An 18,119-nucleotide genomic window follows, 5' to 3' on the forward strand; every position below is an offset into this window, starting at 1 on the left:
CCGATCAACTGGTCGGGCTTTTTTATGGGGCCAGCATCAGACAATCCGGTGCATGCGGTGATGCGAACGGTCGATGGTCTGCTGTGAATCATCAGCAGCCAGCTGCGGCTGAATGTGCTCCTGTTGACGCTGAATCATCCGGTCAATGGTCTGCTCGGTACCGTCTTCGGCTACCTGAAGCTGGTGCTGCTGGCGATGGATCATCTTATCGATGGTCTGCTCGGTACCATCTTCGGCTAACTGGATCTGATGTTGCTGACGATGAATCATCTTGTCGATGGTCTGCTCAGTACCGTCTTCGGCCAGTTGGGCAGGAGTATTCAGGCGGTTTTGCTGGCGCTCGATCAGGCGGCCCAAGGTCTGGTCGGAGCCGTTCTCGGTCAGCAGACGTTCTTCAATGCTCTTGGTTTGACGGTTGATCATCTTGTCCACGGTGTACTGGCTGCCATCTTCTGCGTACAGCTGAGCGGCTTGGGGCAGGGATTGAGCAGCAACCAGAGTGTTGAATGCCAGGGCGGTGAGGCCGATACCGAATGCGATAGTGCGTTTCATGATCTGTTTCCTCGATGGGATCGTTTCGACAGATTCAGTATCGGTTCGAGTTGATCGATTAAAAAATGGATCGTAGGCATACCAAACATCACCGGAAATGATGCCCAATCGAGGTGGCATATGTTCTCGTTGATAGTGCAGGGCGCGCTGATCTCTAGTACGCGCCTTTCAGTCCAAAGAGATCCCGTACTGCCCGGGCATATTCCTGGCTTCCGATGGACATGCTGTTGGTGTGGTTGCCTCCCTCAATGAGCAATAACCGCTTCGGATCCTGAGCTTTCCTGAATAACTCCTCGCTGAAGCGGGAGGGTACGTACTGGTCACCTGTTCCATGGACGATCAGTACCGGCATATCAACCTGGTCGATCTTGTCGATGGAATTGAATTTCTCCGACATGATCCAGCGGATCGGCAACGAGGTGTCGACCACGGCAGCCGCCGCATCCGCCAGGCTGGTAAAGGTCGACTCGATGATCAGGCCAGCTGCGGCGGCGGGATCGCCATCCGGGTCTTTCTGCTTTGAAATCTGCTGAGCCAGGTTGACGGCTATTGCACCGCCCAGCGAGTGTCCGTAGATGTAGCGTTTTTTAGGGTCGGGCTGCAGCTCAACGAGGCGCTTCCAGGCCACCCGGGCATCCTCATACACCGTGCTTTCCGAGGGCAGATCGCCAGGGCTTTCACCAAAGCCCCGGTAGTCGATGGCCAGGACGGAATAGCCCAGGCTGCGCAGGGCAGTGATGCGACGCACCTGGGCGGTCAGGTTCCAACGCGTCCCATGCAGGTACAGGGCAGCAGGGGCATCTTTCTTTGCAGCAGGCCACCACCAGGCATGGACATATTGCGTCGTGCTGAGCCCAGCCGTGACCGGGATGTTGAACTGCTGGACACCGGTGGGCACGCCCGAGAACCAACTGGCAGTGCCGGGTTCGATGTTGAACACCAACTCACGCTCTTTGTGGGCGAGTTCAGAACAGCCAAACGGCAAACCCACACCCAGCAACAAGGCAAGAAAGGCCAAGGGGCGCCAGCGGCGGCGAATCAATATGGTAGACATGAACAGGGCTCTTGCGAAATGCGGATGGACCGTTGGAGGCGCGTTACCTAAGAGAGACTGGGGAACCTGCCTGGCCGTTCGGCAGAAGCCTTTAATGAATATTTCAGCGAACGTCTGCGAACAACTGGCGTCTTAATAAGTGAACGCACTTAATCAAGGAGCATGAGTATGTTGAAGTTTATTGGGGGCACCGCCGGCGTTATTTTCATTATCGGCCTGATCGTGGTTATCGGCATCATCAAGTTGATCTTCTGATGCGAGGCTCATGAAAAGCCCACCTGAGCATGCGGTGGGCTTTTTTATGGGCGCATGCGTTACTCTTCTTCGTCCTCAGGCATTTCTTCAAAGTCATCCGGGGACAGTTCCGCTTCCTGGCGCTCTGGTGCTACTGGCGATTTATCGGCCATGCTAGATCTCCTCTGAGTGGGTGTACCTGTTGTGAGGAGCCGAAATAGCCGAAGTTCTGTACAGCCGACTTACGGTGTATCGCTGCTGCCTTTACCCAGGTTTTTCTGCATCATCACCACATCATGCCACTGGCCGAACTTGAGGCCGACCTTTTCCAGAATACCTACCTGACGAAAGCCCAGGCTGCGATGGAGCCCGATGGAGCCTGCGTTGCTGCTGTCGCCGATAAGCGCCACCATCTGCCGCCAACCTCCCGCTTCGCAGCGCTCAAGCAGAGCACTCAACAGGGCTTTACCCAGGCCGCGGCCACGCCAGCCTTCCTCCAGATAAACCGTGTCTTCCAGGGTGTAACGATAGGCCGATCGCGTGTGATAGAAGTTGGCATAGCAGTAGCCTCGTACCATGCCATCCAGCTCGGCGACCAGAAACGGCAAGGAGGCTTCCTGAAGGGTCCGCAGGCGTCGTTTCATGCCGGCTTCATCGGGTGGAATTTCTTCGAAGGTGGCCGTTCCATGCAGAACATGATGGGCATAAATGGCCTGGATAGCAGGAATATCCGACTCGGTGGCATCACGGATTTGAAGCGAGGGTAGCGGCATGACCATGTCCTTCTTGAAGCGTCCTTCTTGATACACCCCGTCGCCTGGCTAGAACAAGCGTCTCGATAGGTGGTCCCCATTTCCGAGGGGTCCGAAACTCTACTGAGGAGAAAGACAGATGTCTGCTACCGCCAGGAAGACCGATCCGGAATTGTGGAACAGTGTTAAAGAGGATGTGACGCGTGGCTCGAAGGGTGGTCGTGCCGGCCAGTGGTCGGCGCGAAAAGCGCAATTGGCGAGCCAGGAATACCAGAAGCGGGGTGGGGGTTATGAGGGCGGTAAGGGCCCCGACAACCATCTCCAGCAATGGACCGAGCAGGATTGGGGGGCAAAGTCCGGCGAGAAGTCCACCGAGACGGGTGAGCGCTATTTGCCCAAAAAGGCACGGGAACAGATCAGCGACAGCGAATATGCCCGCAGCACTGCCAACAAGCGGCGCGACACCCGTCGGGGCAAGCAGCACTCCAAACAGCCGGAGGATGTTGCCCGCAAGACGGCGTCTGCCCGTAAGACCGCTCTATCCGATATGACCAAGACCGAGCTGATGGCGCGTGCAGCACACCATCAGGTCCGTGGGCGCTCGCGGATGAAAAAGGACGAGCTGATTCATGCACTTAAGCAGGCAGGTGAACAATGACGGCCAAAGCCCTTACCGAAGCGGACAAGAAAGAACTGCGCAGTGAATTCAAACAGGTGGTCAACATGCCGCCTGCCCGGCTGCGCAAGTGGTTGCAGGGCGAGGAGAGCCAGTCTGTCGGCATGACGGCCAAAGGCCAAAAGGTCAAGGCAAAGGCTGACGGCGAGGCGGTTGGCCATGAGATGGGCGAGCGTATCCTCGAGATTAAACGCAAGCGGCAGGCTGAGCTGAGCGAAGATGACTACCTGGCCATGCGTAAGGTCATCGGCTATGTACATCGGCACATCAAGCAGCGCCCGGATGGTGAGGTAGGTGATACGCGCTGGCGCAAGTCCCTGATGAACTGGGGGCATGATCCCATGAAGCAAAAGGCCGGCTGATGACATCCCCAACCGCTCCGCCCCTTGGTCCGGTACTGGAAACCGGTCTTTATGTGGCTGACCTAGAAAAGGCTCGCCGTTTCTATGAGGAACTGCTAGGCCTGAGCGTCATGTTTCATGATGAGCGTGTCGCGGCCTATGACGCCGCACCGGGTAGTGTTTTACTGCTTTTCCAGCAGGGCACGACCGATACGCCTGCTCAGCTTCCCGGCGGCACCATTCCACCCCATGACGGTTCAGGCAGACTTCATTACGCCTTTTCCATTGCTCCTGAATATCTACAGCCGTGGCGTGATCATCTGGCGACTCACGGGATTGTGATCGAAGGTGAAGTGCGATGGCCGAAGGGCGGAGTGAGTCTGTACTTTCGTGATCCTGACGGTCATTTGGTTGAGCTGGCAACGCCGGGGCTGTGGGAAAACTACTGATCTGCCCGCTGCTCTAGTGCAGGGTATACCGCCCGGTTCATGAAATATCTTGTTACGTCTATACGGGGCGCGTTCGACTGGTGGCCTTTCAGTCTCATTGCTCAATCGTGATGTTAGCGCTAACATCACGCAAAAATAAGAATGAGCGCATCGAGAAGCGCTCTGGAGAGCGCCATGACTTCACCCGTCAGTACCTCCGCCACACCCGCTCAGGCCCTTGTCATCATGGGCGTTAGCGGTTCAGGGAAGACCGAGACGAGCCTGGGCGTTGCCCGCTGTCTTGGTTTTCGTCATATCGAAGCCGACCATTTCCATTCCGCTGAAAACGTGGCCCGCATGCAGGCCGGTACGCCATTGACCGATGCCGACCGTATCGAGTGGCTCGATCGCCTGCGGCTTGAGATGCAAAAGGCCGTTCAGGATGGCACGGGATTCGTCCTGTCCTGCTCGGCACTGCGTCGCAGCTACCGGGACCGTCTGCGTGATGCCGTACCCGGCCTGCGTTTCGCGTATCTGTCGGTCGATTACGAAACGGCGCTCCAGCGCGTCGGAGAGCGTTCTGGCCATTACATGCCTATGTCACTCGTCAAGAGCCAATTCGACACCCTCGAATCTCCCAGAGGAGAGCCAGGGGTGCTGTATGTCGATGCCTCCAGGGCCAGCGATGCGGTTGTTCAGGAGGTAAGCGCCTGGATGCATGCGCCAATTCCAAGTAGCGAAATGGCTGCCTTGATCAGCCTGGCCTCAAAGATGCCCGATGCACCTTCTCCGCGGAACGAGCCGCCCCTGACCAGCGAGCCGATCTATAACAACCGCACGGCCCAGCGCTTCGATAAGCTCACCGACAGCTTGATGGCCATTCTGATGGCCTTCATGGTGGGTGCTGTCTTTGTCAATGTGGTGCTGCGTTATGCGTTCGGCTCCGGATGGGCCGGGGCCGAGGAGCTGTCCCGGCTGGCCTTCGTCTGGCTGATCTTTGTTGGCGTTGCGTCCAGCATGCGTCGCGGCGAGCTGATGAGTTTTACCCTGATCCGTGACAAGTTTCCGCGCATTGCCCGGCGGCTTGTCGATTCGGTCAGCGCCTTGCTGATTGCCACAGGCAGCGGCCTGTCTGCCTGGGGCGCGTGGTATCAGATGCAGTTTGGCTGGCAGAACGCGAGCCCCGTGGTGGGCTACCCGTTGGCTATCGCCATGCTGCCGGTACTGGTCAGCATGATCGCGCTCGCGGTGCTGGCACTGGTGCAACTGCTCAATGCCTGGCGTACCGAGCGGGAGGTACCGCCGGCCCTGGCAAATGTCACGGCAGACTGAGCCCGGTGTAATCAGTCGATTCCAATAACAAGACTACGAGGCACTGCCTCCCTTAAGGGCTGATCATGACCGTTGCTGTCTTTCTTTCCTCCCTGTTGGGCTTCATGGCGTTCGGGATGCCGATTGCGTTTGCGCTTCTGCTGACCGGCGCGGTGCTGATGTGGTACCTGGACTTCTGGGATGTGCAACTGCTGGCCCAGAACCTACAGGCTGGTGCCGACAGCTTTCCGCTCCTGGCTGTGCCATTCTTTATTCTGGCTGGCGAGCTGATGAACGCAGGCGGCATTTCCCGACGCATCATTACCATGGCCCAAGCCTTTGTCGGCCACAAGAAGGGCGGGTTGGGTTACGTTGCCATTGCCGCCTCGGTGTTGCTAGCCAGCATGTCGGGTTCAGCCCTGGCCGATACCGCGGCGTTGGCGACCCTGTTACTGCCCATGATGCGTCAGCGCGGCTATCCGCTCAGCTCTTCCTGCGGACTGGTGTCGGCGGGCGGCATTATTGCACCGATCATTCCGCCGTCGATGCCCTTTGTGATTTACGGCGTTGTAACCAATACCTCGATCAGCCAGTTATTCCTGGCGGGTCTGGTTCCTGGGCTTATCATGGGGGCCGGGCTGATCATCGCCTGGACATTGATCGCCCGAAGCATTCACGAGCCGCCGCAGCCCAAGGCTTCCTGGGCGGAACGCCGTCATGCCATCGTGGACGGCATTGCCGCCCTGATGCTGCCGGTGATTATTGTAGGTGGCCTGCGGGGCGGTATCTTTACACCCACCGAGGCAGCCGTGGTCGCGGCGGTGTATGCGCTACTGGTGTCCACGCTGCTGTACCGGGAACTGAGCTGGAACGCGCTGGTTGAAGTGCTGACCCGGGCCAGCCGCACCACGGCCTCGGTGATGTTCCTGTGTGCGGCCGCGACCGTTTCGGCCTACATGGTCACACTGGCCCAGCTCCCCGATGAAATCGCTGCCATGCTGGGTCCGATTGCCGATAATCCCAAGCTGCTGGTAGCCGCCATCATGCTCTTGATGGTGGCCATCGGCATGGTGCTGGACCTTACGCCCACCATCCTGATCCTGGGACCTGTCCTGGCACCCATTGCAGCCAAGGCGGGCGTCAACCCGGTTTATTTTGGCGTGATGTTTGTGCTGATCGGCTCGATCGGCCTGATTACGCCGCCGGTGGGCACCGTATTGAACGTGGTCGGAGGGATCGGGCGTATCCGCATGGAGAAGCTGGTGCAAGGGGTTTTGCCCTTCTTCTTTACCTATATCGCCATTGTTGTCCTGCTGGTGATCTTTCCCGAGATCATTACCGTACCGCTGAAATGGTTGCATTGAACGGCCTGGGCCCTTGTAGCGCCCAGGCATCAGGCTTTATCAACAACAATAAAAGGAATGCCCATGAAACGCTTTCTCTTCGCAACTCTGGCCGCGGCTGTGCTCTGCGGCCCGCTAGCCACCCTCACAACCCAGGCCGCCGATGACATTCGCCCCCGCATGATCCGCTTCGGTTATGGCCTAAACGAAGACAGCAACCAGGGACGCGGCGCCAAGGTATTTGCAGAGGAGGTGGCCAAGGCGTCAGGCGGCAAACTCAAGGTGCGCACCTTTGGCGCCGGTAGCCTGGGCCCGGATGCCCAGATGCAGAATGCGTTGATTGGCGGCGCGCAGGAAATGATGGTGGGCTCTACCGCGACCCTGGTCGGCATCACCAAGGAAATGGCGATCTGGGATACGCCCTTTTTGTTTTCCAATGCAAAGCAGGCGGATTATGTGCTCGACGGGCCGGTTGGCCAGCAGATTATGGACAAGCTCCAGGATAAGGGCCTCGTCGGCCTCGTCTACTGGGAAAACGGCTTTCGCAACATGACCAACAACGTTCGCCCGATCAACAAGCTGGAAGACTTCTCTGGCATCAAGGTGCGGGTGATGCAGAGCCCGGTCTTCATGGATACCTTCAAGCAACTGGGTGCCAATGCCGTGCCGCTGCCGTTCTCCGAACTCTTTACCGGTCTGGAGACCAAGGCCGTGGATGGGCAGGAAAACCCGTTCAACACGATTCTGTCGTCCAAGTTTTATGAGGTGCAGAAGTACCTGACCGTGACCAACCACGTCTATAGCCCCTGGATCATGATGGCCTCCAAGCGCTGGTGGGATGGTCTGTCTAAGACCGAGCAGGACATCCTGATGGCGGCAGCCAGGAAGGCACGTGATGCCGAGCGGCTGGACACACGCGCCGAAGGCGAAAAAGCCCTGGAAGAGCTGAAGGCCCACGGAATGCAGATCAACCAGGTAAGCGCAGAAGAAACCCAGCGCATGCGTGAAAAGGCGCAGCCGGCCATCCAGTCGGTTATCGATACCGTGGGCAAACCGCTGTTCGATCAGGTTCAGGCTGAAATCCAGAAAGCGCCGCAGTAAGGGCGCTTCGCCCTGTAAATCGAGGGTGCAGTACCGATCTTCCGCACTCTGCTTGCAAGCCTTGCGACACCAGAAAACCCCAGCCTGCGCGCTGGGGTTTTTCATTTATACAAAAAAGTTATAAGCAAATGAGTAAAAATGATTTTTAGGTATAAGCTAAGGCTTGCTATGGTTCGCTACATACCTGAAGGGCATACCGACCCTGACAGGACAGTTGAAGGGGAACGGCATGCTAGTGGTTTCGCTGGCGGGCAGCCCGGGGGCCAGATCCCGATCGAGCGTACTGCTCGGCGAGGCCCGGCAATGGCTGAACGCACATGGGGTCGAGGTAGCCTCCTGGCGCATCCAGGATTTCCCGGCCGAAGATTTGATCCAGGCGCGGTTCGAGAGCCCTCAGGTCAAGGCCTTTGTCGAGCACGTGCACAATGCGGACGGCCTTGTGGTGTCCACACCGATCTACAAGGCCTCGTTTTCCGGGGTGCTCAAGACGGTACTTGATCTGCTGCCGGAGCGGGCGCTCAGCCACAAGGTGGTGCTGCCGTTGGCAACCGGCGGCTCCATTGCACATATGTTGGCGGTGGACTACGCACTCAAGCCAGTGCTGGCTGCGCTCAAGGCGCAGGAGATCCTGCCCGGCGTGTTCGCGGATGACAGCCAGGTCAGCTATGAAAGCGAAACACCGCTCTCATCTGCACTGGCGGAGCGTTTGGACGAGTCACTGGAGCTTTTTCTGGCCGCACTGGCCCGCCGACCGAAGCCGGTCGAGCCACATGTTTTGACAGCGCAGCTGACACAGGCACGCTGGAGCATCTGATGTAACCATTCCCACACGGGAGAACAGATTACCCACCTTACTGACCCGACAACGGGGCAGCAGGCAGGACACCACTCGAAGCCAAGGAGCACGCGATGCGCGTCAAACCCTTGCATCGGAGATGGGTTGCCGCGCTGCTGCTGGCCCTGTCGCTCGATGCCACCGTTCAAGCCGCCGAAACCTTACGGGTCGGCTATCAGAAATACGGCACGCTGGTGCTGCTCAAGGCCCGTGGCACGCTGGAAAAGCGCCTGGCCGAGCAGGGCGTTACCGTGCAATGGACTGAATTTCCCGGCGGCCCCCAATTACTGGAAGGGCTGAATGTTGGCAGCATCGACTTTGGTGTTACTGGTGAAACCCCGCCCGTTTTCGCTCAGGCAGCAGGTGCTGACCTCGTATATGTCGCCCATGAGCCGCCCGCGCCGACCAGCGAAGCGATCCTGGTGCCCAAGGATTCTCCCATCCAGACGCTGGCCGATCTCAAGGGCAAGAAGATCGTCCTGAACAAGGGCTCCAACGTTCATTACCTGCTGGTTCGCGCGCTGGAAAAGGCAGGCCTGAAATACAGCGACATCCAACCAATCTACCTGCCTCCGGCTGATGCCCGTGCCGCTTTTGAGCGCGGCAGTGCCGATGCCTGGGTTATTTGGGACCCGTATCAGGCGGCTGCGGAAAAACAGCTTCAGGCGCGCACGCTTACCGACGGTACCGGGCTGGTCGACAACCACCAGTTCTATCTCTCGACCCGCCCTTACGCCCAACAGCACCCGCAAGTCATTGCCACGCTGGTCGACGAGGTTCGCTCGGTAGGGGAGTGGGCAAAGGCCAATCCTGACGAGGTCGCCAAGCAGGTCGCGCCGCTGCTCGGCTTGCCGGAAGACATTGCCCGTACGGTCGTGGCGCGGCAGGGCTATGGGGCCCAGTTCATTACGCCCGAGGTGGTAACCGCGCAGCAGAAGATTGCCGATGCCTTTACGCAGATTCGTCTGATTCCCAAAACGCTGGCGGTTCGTGACGTGATCTGGACACCGCCTGCCAACCTTGCCCAGCGCGCGGAGGTAAAACCATGAAGCCTGCTTTTCTGACCCGCAGCCTGATTTTGCTCGGCACGCTGGCAGCATTCGTGTTCCAGACCGCCTCGGCCGATCCCGCCGAGTTGCGCATCGGTTATCAGAAGAGTGCCGTGAATCTGGTGGTGGCGCGGGAGAAGCGCTTCCTGGAGACGCGCTTCCCGAACACGCAGGTTCGTTATGTGGAGTTTCCGGCTGGGCCGCAACTGCTCGAAGCCCTGAACGCAGGCAGCATCGACCTGGGTGCGACAGGTGATATCCCACCGATTTTCGCCCAGGCCGCCGGAGCCGATCTGCTTTATGTTGGAACCGAGCCCGCCAAGCCGTTGGCCGAGGTCATTCTGGTGAGCAAGGACAGCCCGATCCACACCCTGGCGGATCTCAAGGGGAAAAAGGTAGCCTTCCAGAAAGGCTCCAGCTCCCATGCGCTGCTGCTTCGAGCGCTTAATCAGGCAGGCCTCAACTACACCGATATCCAGCCGGTCTACCTGCCGCCTGCCGATGCTCGCGCAGCCTTCGATCAGGGCAACGTGGACGCCTGGGCCATCTGGGATCCCTTCTATTCGGCGGCGCTGTTAACCGGTCAGGTGCGTGTGCTGACCGATGGCCGTAACGGGCTTTCCAACTCGGGCTCTTTCTATCTGGCAGCCCATCCGTTTGCCGAGCGCAATCCAGGCCTTATCCCGCAGATTTTCAATGCGCTGAACCAGGCCGAGGCGCTCACGCGGGCTAATCCCGAAGGCAGTATCGAAATCATGACGCGCCAGCTGGGACTGCCGCAGGACGTGGTGGCCTCCTATTTCAGCCACCGTCCGGATTCGCCCATCAGCTCGATTACCGCCAGGGACATCGAAAACCAGCAGCAAACCGCTGACCTGTTCTACCAGAACCGCCTGATTCCCAAGCCGATACGCGTGGCCGACGTTGCGACGCCTGCCGTACCGGTTACTGCGCAACGCCAAACCAACACCGAGGTGACGCCATGAGTACCAAGCCCCTGCCTACGATCGCCAGCCGTCTGGTCGAGCGCTACCTGAATGGGATGGATCAGGCGATGGCGCGCGTCATGGTGTGCCTTTGTCGACGCCCATGTGCAGCCCTTACCCCTGGAGCCCACGGCTGATGTCGCTGAAAGCACCTTGAAGCCCACATTCGAATTGACCCAGATTTCCATCTGACGGAGCCCTGTTCATGAGCAATCTCAACGTTTTCTGGTTTCTACCAACCCACGGCGACGGCCATTACCTTGGCACCGCAGAGGGCGCCCGCGCCGTTGACCACGGCTACCTGCAACAGATCGCCCAGGCCGCGGACCGCCTCGGGTTTGGCGGCGTACTGATTCCTACCGGCCGCAGCTGCGAGGACTCTTGGCTGGTGGCGGCCTCGCTGATCCCAGTGACCCAGCGACTCAAGTTTCTGGTAGCGCTGCGCCCCGGCATCATTTCACCCACCGTTGCTGCTCGTCAGGCCGCTACGCTCGATCGCCTGTCCGGCGGGCGGGCGCTGTTCAACCTCGTGACCGGCGGCGACCCGGAAGAACTGGCCGGGGACGGGTTGTTCCTGAGCCATAAGGAGCGTTACGAGGCCTCGGAAGAGTTCACCCATATCTGGCGCCGTGTGCTGGAAGGCGAGACGGTCGACTTTGATGGCAAGCACATCAAGGTCAAGGGCGCCAAGCTGCTTTATCCGCCGCTGCAACAGCCGCGTCCGCCACTGTACTTTGGAGGCTCCTCCGAGCCTGCCCAGGAGCTGGCTGCCGAGCAGGTCGAGCTGTACCTGACCTGGGGTGAACCGCTTGAGGCGGTGCGCGAAAAGATCGAAGCCGTCCGTGAAAAAGCGGCGCGCCATGGCCGTACTGTTCGCTTTGGTATCCGTCTGCATGTGATTGTGCGTGAAACGAATGAAGAGGCCTGGAAGGCAGCCGACCGGCTCATCGCCAATCTGGATGATGCCACCATCGCCAAGGCCCAGGCTTCGTTTGCGCGGTTCGATTCGGTTGGTCAGCAGCGCATGGCTGCGCTGCACGGCGGACGGCGTGACAAGCTGGAAATCGCGCCTAACCTCTGGGCCGGTGTAGGGCTTGTGCGCGGCGGGGCGGGGACTGCCCTGGTCGGTGACGGCCCTACGGTGGCCCAGCGGATGAAGGAGTATGCCGAATTGGGCATCGATACCTTCATCCTGTCCGGCTATCCGCACCTGGAAGAGTCCTATCGCGTGGCCGAACTCCTGTTTCCGCACCTGCCGCTCAGCCGACCCGAGCAGCCGGCGGGTGCCAATAACATCAGCCCCTTCGGCGAGATCGTGGCCAACGACATCGTGCCATCCTCAACCACGAAGTATGCCGCGCAGAGCTGAGGAGGCGGTATGAATCATACGATCAACACCTCCCTGCAACGCGTAGCGCCCTGGGTGCTCCCCGTGCTGCTCCTGACCGGGTGGCAGGTGGCCGTGGAAACCGGCCTCTTGTCCAGCCGTATCCTGCCGGCGCCCAGTGCTGTGCTGGAAGCAGGCTGGAGCCTGGTGCGCAGTGGCGAGCTCTGGCAACACCTCGCCATCAGCAGTTGGCGCGCCAGTATCGGCTTTGCTATCGGAGGTGGTATCGGCCTGCTCCTGGGCTTTATCACAGGGCTTTCGACCTGGGGCGAGCGCCTGCTCGACAGCTCCGTGCAGATGGTCCGCAACGTACCGCACCTGGCGCTGATCCCGCTGGTCATCCTGTGGTTCGGGATCGACGAGTCGGCCAAGATCTTCCTGGTCGCCCTGGGTACGTTTTTCCCGATCTACCTTAATACCTATCATGGCATTCGCAACGTTGATCCGGCCCTGGTGGAAATGGCGCGCAGTTACGGGCTCTCTGGCTATCGATTGTTCACGCAGGTCGTGTTGCCCGGGGCGCTGCCGTCGATCCTGGTGGGCGTGCGCTTCGCCCTGGGCCTAATGTGGCTAACCCTGATTGTGGCGGAGACCATCTCGGCCAGTTCCGGCATCGGTTACCTCGCCATGAACGCCCGTGAGTTCCTGCAAACCGACATCGTGGTTCTGGCGATCGTGCTGTATGCCGTCCTCGGCAAGCTGGCGGATCTTGCGGCCCGCGGCCTTGAGCGTGCATGGCTGCGCTGGCATCCGGCCTATCAGAAAACAGGAGGTGCAGCATGACGGCCTTGCACAGTCTCCCTTACAAGCGGGGAACAGCCCTGACCCTGGAAGGGGTCGGCAAGCGGTTCGGTGAGCGCGACGTCCTTCAGGGAATCGACCTGACGATTCCCTCCGGTCAGTTTGTGGCCGTGGTGGGGCGCAGCGGTTGCGGCAAGAGCACCTTGCTGCGGCTGGTGGCCGGGCTGGATAAGCCGACTGGCGGGCAGCTGCTGACGGGAAAGGAGCCGCTTGCCCGGCATCAGGACGCGACCCGTCTTATGTTTCAGGATGCCCGTCTGCTGCCCTGGAAACGCATCATCGATAACGTCGGCCTGGGCCTCAAAGGCAATTGGCGGCAAAAGGCGCTAGAGGCGCTGGACGCCGTGGGGCTGGTTGAGCGCGCCCATGAGTGGCCGGCTGCGCTGTCGGGTGGACAGAAGCAGCGTGTGGCCCTGGCGCGGGCTCTGATTCATGAGCCGCGCCTGTTGCTGCTGGATGAGCCCTTGGGTGCGCTGGACGCCCTGACCCGCATCGAGATGCAGCAGTTGATCGAACGTCTCTGGCAGCAGCATGGATTCACCGTTCTGCTGGTCACGCACGACGTGGGTGAAGCCGTAGCCATGGCGGATCGCGTCCTGCTGATCGAGGAGGGCCGGGTCGGCCTGGACCTCAACATCAATCTGCCGCGTCCGCGCAACCGCGGCTCGGCCGGGCTTGCCGCTCTGGAGGCCGAAGTGCTGGCCCGCGTACTGGCCCAACCTTCACTGCCCGACCATCACGACACCGACTACCAACCCACGCAACTGCGCTGGGCACTTTGATCACTTGAGGAGCACAACCATGACCATCAAAGCCATCAACGTTCGTAACCAGTTCAAAGGCACCATCAAGGAAATCATCGAAGGGTCGGTACTTTCCGAAATCGACGTACAAACCGCTGCCGGTATCGTTACCTCCGTTATCACCACGCGCTCGGTCAAGGAGCTGGAACTGGTGGTCGGCAGCGAGGTGATTGCCTTTGTGAAGTCCACGGAGGTCTCGATCGCCAAACTCTGATTGCCACGCGGTCACCCACGTCACGCTGCCTGTAGTTATTCCCCTATAAGGCACCTTTAGCCCGCCGCGAGGCGGGCTCTTTTTAAGACCGACGCCGATTGACCGTTTCAAGCGTGTGCTGGATAAGCGTATCGAACTGGATGGGCGAGCGTCGAAGCCCGCCTGCATGGCCTTGTCGACGTCCGTCTTGCTGCCATAACCCGTCAAGGCAATCGCTGGCGTCTGCTGGTTGAGACTGTCCTGACGCAACGCGATCATCAGCTCGTGTCCATCCATGCCCGGCATGCCAATATCGGACAGGATCAGATCGAACACATGGTCTTTGCCAAGTGCCAGTCCCTGCTCACCGCTGCAGGCCGGTGTAACCTCGGCCCCTTCGCTTTCCAGCAGCATCTGCATGGTTTCGACAATATCTTCGGAATCATCCACCAGCAGCAGCTTGAGCCCCTGCAGTTGTCCCGCCTCCGCGCAGGTGTCGATACACTCGCCAGTTGCCTCGTTGTGGCTGCATTTCGGTATCCAGACCGTAAAACGTGAGCCTTGGCCCAAGCCGGCCGATTCGGCTTCTATCCGGCCGTTATGGGCCTCGACCAACTGCTTTACCAAGGCCAAGCCAATGCCCAGGCCATGCCGGGCGCGCGCCGTATTGTGCATTTCGGCCTGGCCGAACATATCGAATATTCTGGGTAGAAACTCAGGCGCAATGCCTTGCCCGGTATCGATGACATCCAGCCGGATACTACCGTCTTCTTCGCTCAGTCGAAGCGTAACGGTGCCGCCAGCAGGCGTGAACTTCACCGCATTGTTAAGCAGATTCCATACGATCTGTTCCATCCGGGTGCGGTCCGCCTCGATCAGCAAGGGCTGCTCGGACACATTGGGACCCTCCAGGCGGATAGATTCGGCAACTGCCGTAGGCCGCAGGACATTGGCAATTTCCTGCAGCAGGCTGACAACATCCACTATTGTGCGATCGAGCTTGAGCTTACCGGTTCGCACACGCGAGAAATCGAGCAGATCATCGATGATCTGGGCCTGACTGCGTACCGAGCGCTGGATCGTTTCGGCGGCGCGCAGCGTGGCGGCAGAAGCACGAACCGAAGGCGCACGGGCGATCAATTCAACGTTCAGCTGGATGAGGTTCAGCGGATGCTTCAGCTCATGGGACATGACGGCAAAAAATTCGTCCTTGAGCTGGCTGCTGGTTTCCGAGCGGACCAGTTGATCATCCTTCTCGCAGGCACGCTGATACTCTTCTGTGGTGTCCTGGGCAATTTTGGCATAGCCGCGTAGCTCGGTATCCCGCATAGGGTAGGTGACACCACTGCAATACAAGCGGCTGCCATCCTTGCGCTGATGCCAGCGTTTATCAACGGAGCGCCCTTTCTCCCGGGCAATTCTAAGCTCCTCAAGGTGTATGCCCTTGGCCTGTTCTTCAGGCGTGAAGATGGTCTCGATGCAGTGCCCGGCCACCTCCGCCTCGGAATACCCGAACATGATTTCGGCGCCATGGTTCCAGGTGGTGATGAGTCCGTTCTGATCCATGGTGATAATGGCGTAATCGCTAACGCTTTGTGCCACCAGCTTCATGTGGGTTTCGCGGGCGTGTACCTGTTCTTCGGCTTCGCGTCGCCCGGTTACATCGATAAAGGTAAGAACTGCGCCTTCTATTCGATCATCCGCCGTGCGGTAGGGTAGCATCCTGGCCAGATACCAGTGGCCATTAGAGGCGCGAATTTCTCGCTCGATCAAATGCAGGGATTCGAAGACCCGGGTCGCGTCCTCAGCCAGCTCGTCATAGTCCAGTCGATGCGTGATATCGAGCAATGAACGCCCGGCATCATTGGCAATGATGTTGAACAACTCGGTTGCTCGGGGCGTGAACCTTTTGATGCGCATGCGACGGTCCACGAATACTGTGGCGATATCCGTCGAGGTGATCAGGTTCTGGAGATCGTCATTGATCTTGCCGGTTTCCTCAATCTTGCTCTTGAGCTCAGCGTTGACGGTAATCAACTCTTCGTTGATTGACTGCAACTCCTCCTTGCTGGTCTCCAGCTCCTCGGTGGCTGACCGCAACTCTTCGTTGATGGCCTGAAGTTCCTCGTTGGATGCCTTGAGTTCTTCAGTAGAAGTTTCGGAGTGTTCAATGGTGAGCTGTAGCTGTTCCTTGGTGCGGTGCAGCTCCGCTTCGAGCTGAGTGAGTACGCTGTCCTTGGCTTCGGTATGCGGTGTGCTGGACTCCATGCTCATCACATCCTCGACTTCATCGAAGATCACCAGCATGAAATCGCTGTTGGCCTCATCGTCGCGGAAGGGGCGTACGACCATATTGATGTAATACGTCCGATCGTCACGGGTGATTCGTACCCGCCGTGCCTCGACGCTCTTATTGGACTGTATCGCCTGGAAGAGCGCAGTCCGCAATTCAACGCGCAGTTCGGGGAGCACCAGGGTTGGCAGGTTGTGAGACGGCTCGCCGCCTACATAGCGCAGGAACCGCCCGGCACGGTCCGACATGTGCACAATGTTCGATTCATGATCGACGATTACGCTGGGTGGCGCATACTGCTCCAGTACCCGACGATGCACTTTGGCAAAAGAAACCTTCTTGCTGCGGCTCCCCGGATGTTGGGGCAATTGTACCGTTGGATAGCCTGTGCTGAGTTGCAGTACCGGACGGGACCGAAGGATCCCGGTTGTGTTCTTGGCCTGATAGATACGGTTCTTCTTGTCGACCGGCACAAATAGACTGCTGCACATGTCAGCTGATTCGGAGCTGCCTAAAAAGAGGTAGCCACCCGGCTTCAACGCAAAGTGAAACGTTTGCAGGATTTCACTCTGCACTTCACGGTCCAGATAAATCAGCAGGTTGCGGCAGCAGATCAGATCCAGTCGGGAAAAGGGAGGATCGCTTAGCAGGTTATGCGCCGCAAACAAAACCCGCTCGCGAAGCTCCTTCTTGATCCGGTAATGTATCTGCTCTTTCGTAAAGTGCTGGCGTAGACGGGACGGAGGAACGTCCGTGACAATGGCTTGTGGGTATAGGCCTGCACGCCCTGTGGCCAGTGCCTGGTTGTCGATATCGCTTGCAAACACCTGGACTTTGGCAGGCGAGCCTCTTAGCTCAGCCTGTTCGGTGAACAGCATGGCCAGGGAATAGGCTTCTTCACCTGTCGAACAGGCAGCAGACCATATCCGCATTTCACCGTCTTCGCTCTCTGCCGCAGCGAACTGTTCGAACAGGTCGGGAATGATATCTCGTTCAAGCGCCTCGAAGGCTTCACGATCCCGAAAGAAATTGGTCACGCCTATCAGCATGTCTTTAAGCAGCGCCGGCGTTTCCTCGACATGGTCATGCAGAAATGTTGCATAACTGCTCATGTCCGGGATGGAGTTGACCTGCATGCGCCGTTCGATACGGCGTAATATGGTAGCGGTCTTGTATTGCTTGAAGTTATGGCCGGTGCGCGTCAGCAGCAGCGTAAGAATATCCCGAAGGGCTAGTTGATTCGTTCGATTACTGATCTGAGGACCGATCTGCGGCTCATTCTCTTCACGGGGATCGTTGATCGGTATCTGGATATTTACCAGATTGGCAACGACTTCCAACAGCTTTTGCGGCATTTCAACCACAGGCAGGACGATGTCCACCGCACCGGTAGAAATGGCGCTGTTGGGCATCGAGTCATACTCGGCATCCTGCGGCGACTGGGCAAGGGTAATACCGCCTTGCTCCTTTACCCGGGCAAGCCCCACCGAACCATCTGCTCCAGCACCCGATAGCACGATACCAATGGCCTTGCTCCGATGAACATCGGCCAGTGTCCGAAAGAACAAATCGATTGCTACCTGATCCCCGCGGGTACGCTGCGGCTCTCCCAGACGCAGGTAGCTGTCGTTCATGCTGAGGTCTTTGCCTGGCGGTATCACATAAACGTGATTCTTTTCGACAGGGACAGGGCTTGTGACCTGAATGACCGGCATCTTGGTTACGTTCTGCAGGATGCGGTCAGCCGCGCTCGTGTGCTTGGGCGACAGGTGCATAATGACCACAAACGCCATATTGCTATCGCTGCGCATGTGTTCAAAGAACTTCAGAAGGGCTTGCAGACCGCCTGCTGAGGCGCCAATACCTACCACCGGAAAATCAATATCGCTGCGAGTCAGGTTCTTCTGATTGTCAGGAACCGATGGTTGGGTAGTGGTGTTCATATAACCCCGTACGATCCAGCGGGTCGCCTATGGGTGA

At 58.7% G+C, this 18,119-nt stretch carries 17 protein-coding genes and 1 pseudogene; 14 read left to right on the forward strand and 4 right to left on the reverse strand.

Annotated features, from left to right (window positions below; genetic code table 11):
* Nucleotides 1-36 precede the first annotated feature (36 nt).
* The 3 genes from JQR86_RS02565 to JQR86_RS02575 all read right to left on the reverse strand — a co-directional run bounded on the left by JQR86_RS02565 (nt 37) and on the right by JQR86_RS02575 (nt 2,613).
* Nucleotides 37-552 (reverse strand): hypothetical protein, encoded by a 516-nt coding sequence (locus tag JQR86_RS02565; protein WP_010795858.1) that lies wholly within the window; start codon nt 550-552, stop codon nt 37-39.
* A gap of 154 nt (nt 553-706) precedes the next feature.
* Nucleotides 707-1,606 (reverse strand): alpha/beta hydrolase, encoded by a 900-nt coding sequence (locus JQR86_RS02570; RefSeq protein WP_434154267.1) that lies wholly within the window; start codon nt 1,604-1,606, stop codon nt 707-709.
* Between the two features lie 476 nt (nt 1,607-2,082).
* On the reverse strand, nt 2,083-2,613 hold the full coding sequence (locus JQR86_RS02575; RefSeq protein WP_434154826.1) for a GNAT family N-acetyltransferase: 531 nt from the start codon (nt 2,611-2,613) through the stop codon (nt 2,083-2,085).
* Nucleotides 2,614-2,731: 118 nt separating this feature from the next.
* Here JQR86_RS02575 and JQR86_RS02580 point away from each other — a divergent pair, with 118 nt between their 5' ends.
* The 14 genes from JQR86_RS02580 to JQR86_RS02645 all read left to right on the forward strand — a co-directional run bounded on the left by JQR86_RS02580 (nt 2,732) and on the right by JQR86_RS02645 (nt 13,867).
* On the forward strand, nt 2,732-3,250 hold the full coding sequence (locus tag JQR86_RS02580; protein WP_434154268.1) for a Rho termination factor N-terminal domain-containing protein: 519 nt from the start codon (nt 2,732-2,734) through the stop codon (nt 3,248-3,250).
* Entirely contained in the window at nt 3,247-3,630 is a 384-nt protein-coding gene (locus JQR86_RS02585; RefSeq protein ID WP_289927042.1) for a DUF3140 domain-containing protein, read from the forward strand. Before JQR86_RS02580 ends, JQR86_RS02585 begins: the two co-directional genes overlap by 4 nt.
* Entirely contained in the window at nt 3,630-4,058 is a 429-nt protein-coding gene (locus JQR86_RS02590) for a VOC family protein (RefSeq protein ID WP_019367358.1), read from the forward strand. Before JQR86_RS02585 ends, JQR86_RS02590 begins: the two co-directional genes overlap by 1 nt.
* Before the next feature lie 174 nt (nt 4,059-4,232).
* Nucleotides 4,233-5,369 carry a gluconokinase, GntK/IdnK-type gene (locus JQR86_RS02595; RefSeq protein ID WP_434154270.1) on the forward strand — a complete coding sequence of 379 codons (1,137 nt, stop codon included), beginning with the start codon at nt 4,233-4,235 and terminating at the stop codon, nt 5,367-5,369.
* A gap of 65 nt (nt 5,370-5,434) precedes the next feature.
* Complete coding sequence (locus tag JQR86_RS02600; RefSeq protein WP_074821974.1) at nt 5,435-6,712, forward strand: TRAP transporter large permease; 1,278 nt, start codon at nt 5,435-5,437, stop codon at nt 6,710-6,712.
* Nucleotides 6,713-6,775: 63 nt separating this feature from the next.
* Complete coding sequence (locus JQR86_RS02605) at nt 6,776-7,792, forward strand: TRAP transporter substrate-binding protein (RefSeq protein ID WP_434154271.1); 1,017 nt, start codon at nt 6,776-6,778, stop codon at nt 7,790-7,792.
* A 229-nt stretch (nt 7,793-8,021) separates the two neighbouring features.
* Entirely contained in the window at nt 8,022-8,606 is a 585-nt protein-coding gene (gene ssuE / locus JQR86_RS02610) for an NADPH-dependent FMN reductase (protein ID WP_434154272.1), read from the forward strand.
* Nucleotides 8,607-8,701: 95 nt separating this feature from the next.
* The gene (locus JQR86_RS02615; RefSeq protein WP_434154273.1) at nt 8,702-9,676 is read left to right on the forward strand and encodes a sulfonate ABC transporter substrate-binding protein; all 975 of its coding nucleotides are present in this window, start codon (nt 8,702-8,704) and stop codon (nt 9,674-9,676) included.
* Entirely contained in the window at nt 9,673-10,662 is a 990-nt protein-coding gene (locus tag JQR86_RS02620) for an aliphatic sulfonate ABC transporter substrate-binding protein (protein ID WP_434154274.1), read from the forward strand. Before JQR86_RS02615 ends, JQR86_RS02620 begins: the two co-directional genes overlap by 4 nt.
* Nucleotides 10,659-10,799 carry a hypothetical protein gene (locus JQR86_RS02625; RefSeq protein ID WP_434154275.1) on the forward strand — a complete coding sequence of 47 codons (141 nt, stop codon included), beginning with the start codon at nt 10,659-10,661 and terminating at the stop codon, nt 10,797-10,799. Before JQR86_RS02620 ends, JQR86_RS02625 begins: the two co-directional genes overlap by 4 nt.
* 68 nt (nt 10,800-10,867) lie before the next feature.
* Nucleotides 10,868-12,031, forward strand: a complete 1,164-nt coding sequence (gene ssuD / locus JQR86_RS02630; protein WP_434154276.1) for an FMNH2-dependent alkanesulfonate monooxygenase — start codon at nt 10,868-10,870, stop codon at nt 12,029-12,031.
* Between the two features lie 9 nt (nt 12,032-12,040).
* On the forward strand, nt 12,041-12,832 hold the full coding sequence (gene ssuC, locus JQR86_RS02635) for an aliphatic sulfonate ABC transporter permease SsuC (RefSeq protein ID WP_010795841.1): 792 nt from the start codon (nt 12,041-12,043) through the stop codon (nt 12,830-12,832).
* Nucleotides 12,829-13,632 (forward strand): aliphatic sulfonates ABC transporter ATP-binding protein, encoded by an 804-nt coding sequence (ssuB, locus tag JQR86_RS02640; protein ID WP_434154277.1) that lies wholly within the window; start codon nt 12,829-12,831, stop codon nt 13,630-13,632. The genes ssuC and ssuB overlap by 4 nt, the downstream gene beginning before the upstream one ends.
* Nucleotides 13,633-13,651: 19 nt before the next feature.
* The gene (locus JQR86_RS02645) at nt 13,652-13,867 is read left to right on the forward strand and encodes a TOBE domain-containing protein (RefSeq protein WP_010795839.1); all 216 of its coding nucleotides are present in this window, start codon (nt 13,652-13,654) and stop codon (nt 13,865-13,867) included.
* 153 nt (nt 13,868-14,020) lie between these two features.
* Here the strand turns inward: JQR86_RS02645 and JQR86_RS02650 are convergent.
* Nucleotides 14,021-18,082, reverse strand: a pseudogene (locus JQR86_RS02650) (CheR family methyltransferase); the annotation flags it as partial.
* Between the last annotated feature and the right edge of the window lie 37 nt (nt 18,083-18,119).

This window comes from Pseudomonas sp. JZ134, from assembly GCF_051027695.1.
Classification (GTDB): Bacteria; Pseudomonadota; Gammaproteobacteria; order Pseudomonadales; family Pseudomonadaceae; genus Chryseomonas; species Chryseomonas luteola.

What these genes read in the sequence shown, in the direction of transcription:
- JQR86_RS02595 (WP_434154270.1), top strand. Translation starts at nt 4,233, where the DNA reads ATGACTTCACCCGTCAGTACCTCCGCCACACCCGCTCAGGCCCTTGTC.
- JQR86_RS02625 (WP_434154275.1), top strand. Translation starts at nt 10,659, where the DNA reads ATGAGTACCAAGCCCCTGCCTACGATCGCCAGCCGTCTGGTCGAGCGC.
- JQR86_RS02570 (WP_434154267.1), bottom strand. Translation starts at nt 1,606, where the DNA reads ATGTCTACCATATTGATTCGCCGCCGCTGGCGCCCCTTGGCCTTTCTT.
- JQR86_RS02645 (WP_010795839.1), top strand. Translation starts at nt 13,652, where the DNA reads ATGACCATCAAAGCCATCAACGTTCGTAACCAGTTCAAAGGCACCATC.
- JQR86_RS02620 (WP_434154274.1), top strand. Translation starts at nt 9,673, where the DNA reads ATGAAGCCTGCTTTTCTGACCCGCAGCCTGATTTTGCTCGGCACGCTG.
- JQR86_RS02615 (WP_434154273.1), top strand. Translation starts at nt 8,702, where the DNA reads ATGCGCGTCAAACCCTTGCATCGGAGATGGGTTGCCGCGCTGCTGCTG.
- ssuE (WP_434154272.1), top strand. Translation starts at nt 8,022, where the DNA reads ATGCTAGTGGTTTCGCTGGCGGGCAGCCCGGGGGCCAGATCCCGATCG.
- JQR86_RS02575 (WP_434154826.1), bottom strand. Translation starts at nt 2,613, where the DNA reads ATGCCGCTACCCTCGCTTCAAATCCGTGATGCCACCGAGTCGGATATT.
- JQR86_RS02580 (WP_434154268.1), top strand. Translation starts at nt 2,732, where the DNA reads ATGTCTGCTACCGCCAGGAAGACCGATCCGGAATTGTGGAACAGTGTT.
- JQR86_RS02590 (WP_019367358.1), top strand. Translation starts at nt 3,630, where the DNA reads ATGACATCCCCAACCGCTCCGCCCCTTGGTCCGGTACTGGAAACCGGT.
- ssuD (WP_434154276.1), top strand. Translation starts at nt 10,868, where the DNA reads ATGAGCAATCTCAACGTTTTCTGGTTTCTACCAACCCACGGCGACGGC.
- JQR86_RS02600 (WP_074821974.1), top strand. Translation starts at nt 5,435, where the DNA reads ATGACCGTTGCTGTCTTTCTTTCCTCCCTGTTGGGCTTCATGGCGTTC.
- JQR86_RS02585 (WP_289927042.1), top strand. Translation starts at nt 3,247, where the DNA reads ATGACGGCCAAAGCCCTTACCGAAGCGGACAAGAAAGAACTGCGCAGT.
- JQR86_RS02605 (WP_434154271.1), top strand. Translation starts at nt 6,776, where the DNA reads ATGAAACGCTTTCTCTTCGCAACTCTGGCCGCGGCTGTGCTCTGCGGC.
- ssuB (WP_434154277.1), top strand. Translation starts at nt 12,829, where the DNA reads ATGACGGCCTTGCACAGTCTCCCTTACAAGCGGGGAACAGCCCTGACC.
- JQR86_RS02565 (WP_010795858.1), bottom strand. Translation starts at nt 552, where the DNA reads ATGAAACGCACTATCGCATTCGGTATCGGCCTCACCGCCCTGGCATTC.
- ssuC (WP_010795841.1), top strand. Translation starts at nt 12,041, where the DNA reads ATGAATCATACGATCAACACCTCCCTGCAACGCGTAGCGCCCTGGGTG.